Raw genomic sequence first — 3888 nt, 5'->3', positions numbered from 1 at the left:
TGTTGCTGCCCGACGCAGCCCTTTCTTTTCGACTCGTGTGGTGCAGCGACAGTACTCTTTGGTGATTATTCCCACACGAAGGCTCAAGAATGCATTGGCTGACCCCGACAAGATAGAACTCGCCAGCAGGTGCATACCCGGAATGGCTGCGACGGTGGAACCGAAGATCGTTCCGACCAGTACGTCCACGTCGATGTCCTCGATCCCCGCAGCGATAAGGGCGGTGGACGCAACGTTGGCATACAGTTGCATGAAGTCGCGCAGCGAAGGTCTTTGATAGTAAACGTGGGCAATCTTCCAGATGAGCCGAGTCTGAGCAGCGAAGACCACCAAAACGTCCAGCCGCCCGCTTTGCAGTACGGCAGTGCTGAGGAAGACTGCCGAGGCAGTGGAGCTGACCACGTCGTCGGCGTGCTTGTCGAGTATCCGGAGGGCGGCTTCGATGTCTGTCTCGGAATCCAAAGGGAGTCCGCGAAGATGGGGATGGCGTGACAGGCGCCGCTTGAAATCGAAGAGAAAACGGTCATAAGCCTCACCCTCTGAGGTCGTTGGCGGTGCCATCCGTTTCGGCAACCGAAACCAAAGCACGAGTGGGGTTGTGAGCAGTATGGAGTAGGTGAAAAGGAGACCCCACATTAGACCGTTGCCGAGGGTGAGATTCAAACTCTTGGCTTCTTGGACAATCTCCATCGTTTGATTAAAAACAAATACGACAAAGACGGTCAGAATGAACACGGCGATCAGTAGCGCGATTTTCTTGATCGTTTTGGACATCAGCTGCTCCAGTACCGCTTCTCAACGTTCTGCACTTTCCAGCACTTCGATATTCGATAGCACGTACCGATCACCAAAAACTGGGATTTCGGACACAGGCCCGGCTTCCTGCTTGCCCGCTTCCCACAGAACCCACAGCGTCCGGCTCCCACTATTGCTTGCGTCGTTTCCGAACCCCGCCCACGACCCGGTTGACCGGGCAGTGCTGTGCGGGAAGTCATACGTGTCACAACGCTCCCCATCCGCGCTTGCTGTTCTCATCATCGTGATATTGCAGGGGACGCTGCCGCATGACATTCTGACCCTGATAAATCACCGGGAATAGACGGCGGAATGCTCTGCACAGATTCGTTCGAAGATGTGGTGGCCTTGCTCCCCGTGGAAGCTGTTCAGTGGATACTCACAATGAATATCCACGTCGTACCGCCCAGCGATCACGTTCCAGAGTTGTTCCAACTTAATCGCTGCCTCTCCGTTGCCTATCGTCCAGAGAGGAGGATCACATTCTCCACACAGCGCGACTCGCGGATGCTCTCTGGATATAGACTTGGCAGCTGTCGTAATGAGCTTGCCCGCCAGCTCCAAGAAGCGAGCCGGGTCGGGCAGGTCGTTGAGCATGAATGTCGAGACCGTGGCGGCAGCATCCAATGCGATGTATCTGCCCTGCTCAATAGCTGCACCGATGTCCAAACCGTAAGCCTGCAATCGTTGAAGAAGGTTGTCCCGGTGCGACTGGGTCGCAACAACGATAGCCGGATTCCCCGCCTTGAGAGCAGTTCCGATGAACTGCGTCAGGTCATCTAGAAACCATCGATCATCAGAATAGAACCCCGCCTGGTGGCGGTGGGCGATTTCGCCGTTGTACGGCAAGAGCGATGTGGAGACCCTATTGAGTCGGACGCTTTCGAGACCTCGGGCATCCGAAGCCCCGATAAAATCGTGACCCGCAAATCTGCTGCTGACAAATTGGTAGCCCCGCAGAACCGCGTTCACAGCGGTCAAAAGCTCGCTTCGGGCATCGGTTTTGAAAACGTAACCCCTTGCACCCGTCCCAAGGGCCGCTCGCACCACATCGGCGGAGGCGAGTAGGCTTACGAAGAGTATTGTGGAGTGGGGGGAGACCCTGCGGATTCGTCGGGCAGCCTCGATTCCATTCAGCTGCGGGAGCCCAACGTCCAGCAAAATCAGGTCTGGTTGGAGTTCTTCCGCCTTCTGAACCGCCTCCAGCCCGTCCGATACTTCGCCAATGATCTGCAGACCCGGCTGTTCTTGAAGCGTCGAACGGACGAAGCGCCGCCAAGCCTCGTAGTCATCTACGACGAGAACCCGAATGGCTGATCTTTCCAAGCCGCCACCGCCTGTCCCAGTTCAAGCCCGAATCACTGACAGGCGAGGTTGAGACTATGACTCAAGTATCACTCAGGATTACATATGGGAAAGGTTTGGTCATTGCGCCAAAGCAACCTTGTGGTTCCTCCAGAGCCATGATTTGTCCCGTTATTCCCGATTTGGAAATGTCAACTGGGTCAGAACATGAAACAGCCGGCCCCAGTTAGCCAGAGCATCGAGGGACAATACACAGACTGCTCCACTTGATCGGCTGCGCACTATGCCCATTCTGTCTGGACCAAGCTGACATAACTCGCCTTGTGAGCTTTCCTTTCGGCCTGTTAAGATGCCAGCCGAGGAGTCATTATGGACACTAACAGGATTCTTGTGGAACTTCGTGCGGAGCGCGACCGCATCGAGCGTGTAATAGCAGCCCTCGAAGGTGTCAATTCGCCGGGTCGGCTAGCACGGTACTTGAGGAGAGCGTCCCGGAAGACACGCAGGATATCAGCCGCTGGACGCGCTAGGATCGCGGCTGCGCAACGGGCGAGGTGGGCAAGGTTCAAGCAGGCCAAGGCGTCCAAGCCAAAGCGCAATTTGAGCCGAGCCGCCCGGAATAAGATCGCGGCAGGGCAGCGACTTCGGTGGGCGAAGGCGAGGGTTCAACAGCAAGCGCAGAAGAAGGCTGCATAATGAGGCTTTTGATTGAAGCCGCAATCATCGTGGTGGTCATCTACATCGCGGTTCGGATGTTTAGGAAGAGAGGCTAGAAGGGACAGACTGGCGCCGAGCTTCTGAATCCGTAATGGCGGCGGCGTGCTGCTCTGGGCTTGCTTCTTTTCACAGGCACGAGCTTCGCTACCGGTGCGCCATGCCTGGTGATAATGATCTCCTCGCCGCTTCCATCCTTTCTAGTAGTTGAGAGAAGTGCGTCCTTGCCTCGTAAGCGCCGACATTACTGCTACCCTGCTGCATGGCCACACTTCACTTCGTCAACGGAACATGCGCGCGTCGAATTCAAACGGCAGCGGGTCTTGGAACCTGATCTTGGAAAAGTCCCGGTGAGCCGGGTTCAGCAGGATATTCCATTCGCCACGGATCGCAGCCGACGGGACTAGCAGAGCCGTCCCGTGCCCGGCACGAATCCACTCATCTCCGAACCGACGCAACGATTCATCTCTCGTTTCGTACCAATGGACGGAAAGTCCTTTCGGGTCCAATCGTCCAATTTCAAGCTCGTCGGGAATGTCGCCCTCGATCGAAACCAAGTCGTTGGGCTGGAGATTTGGTTCCAGATTTACAAAGGTCTCAATTGCCGCAAGCGCTAAGAAGTTGAGGCATAGACAACCCGCACTCCGCGGCTGTTGCAGCGACCGCCCACGAGGCGCGCCCTCGCCGGTGGGGTCACGGCTCGACGACTTTAGGGACCTCGCCATTTCACTTCTTTGGCATGGTCCGCCTTGGCTGCATGCAAATCCTGTTCAGGAATTTATGAGACGAGTTGAAACATCCCGTCTGTCCCCAGGTCTCTCCGTCCCGGCTCAGTGCCCATTCCATTCAAGCCACAAAACCGGGCTTGAGTGGGCCACCGGCCCTCGTCACTCCGGAAGCCGGCAGTCATCGGTTCACCGTCTGCGTCAGCACGGGCGATGTGCTGCCGCTGTAGCTCGTCGAGCCACCGTAGACCGCCGTTATGGAGTGCGCCCCCGCCGACAGCCCTGAGGTCTTGAACGTCGCCTTGCCACCGATGAGAGTGCCCGTTCCGAGCGTGGCGCCTCCATCCTT

General features: G+C 56.8%; 5 protein-coding genes. 1 reads left to right on the top strand and 4 read right to left on the bottom strand.

Going from position 1 to position 3888, the window contains the following annotated elements; translation table 11 throughout:
• The 3 genes from VEI50_10045 to VEI50_10035 all read right to left on the bottom strand — a co-directional run.
• Positions 1-774, bottom strand: a 774-nt coding sequence (locus VEI50_10045; protein HXX75459.1) for a DUF697 domain-containing protein, incomplete at its 3' end; no start/stop codon positions are given.
• A gap of 21 nt (positions 775-795) precedes the next feature.
• Positions 796-1038: a hypothetical protein gene (locus VEI50_10040; GenBank protein ID HXX75458.1), complete on the bottom strand. Its 243-nt coding sequence runs from the start codon at positions 1036-1038 to the stop codon at positions 796-798.
• A gap of 48 nt (positions 1039-1086) precedes the next feature.
• The gene (locus VEI50_10035) at positions 1087-2121 is read right to left on the bottom strand and encodes a response regulator (GenBank protein ID HXX75457.1); all 1035 of its coding nucleotides are present in this window, start codon (positions 2119-2121) and stop codon (positions 1087-1089) included.
• 348 nt (positions 2122-2469) lie between these two features.
• Between VEI50_10035 and VEI50_10030 the strand changes: the two genes are divergently transcribed.
• Entirely contained in the window at positions 2470-2796 is a 327-nt protein-coding gene (locus VEI50_10030) for a hypothetical protein (GenBank protein HXX75456.1), read from the top strand.
• Between the two features lie 299 nt (positions 2797-3095).
• On the opposite strand, the gene VEI50_10025 is transcribed toward VEI50_10030, so the two are convergent.
• Positions 3096-3539 carry an RES family NAD+ phosphorylase gene (locus tag VEI50_10025; GenBank protein HXX75455.1) on the bottom strand — a complete coding sequence of 148 codons (444 nt, stop codon included), beginning with the start codon at positions 3537-3539 and terminating at the stop codon, positions 3096-3098.
• Positions 3540-3888 lie beyond the last annotated feature (349 nt).

The sequence above is a fragment of the Nitrospiraceae bacterium genome, from assembly GCA_035623075.1.
Taxonomy (GTDB): domain Bacteria; phylum Nitrospirota; class Nitrospiria; order Nitrospirales; family Nitrospiraceae; genus DASPUC01.
Note: the sequence above shows the minus strand (reverse complement) of the source record. Positions and strands in the feature narration are given on the sequence as shown.

Coding starts and splice junctions, on each gene's coding strand:
- VEI50_10040 (HXX75458.1), bottom strand. CDS start 1,038: ATGATGAGAACAGCAAGCGCGGATGGGGAGCGTTGTGACACGTATGAC.
- VEI50_10025 (HXX75455.1), bottom strand. CDS start 3,539: ATGGCGAGGTCCCTAAAGTCGTCGAGCCGTGACCCCACCGGCGAGGGC.
- VEI50_10030 (HXX75456.1), top strand. CDS start 2,470: ATGGACACTAACAGGATTCTTGTGGAACTTCGTGCGGAGCGCGACCGC.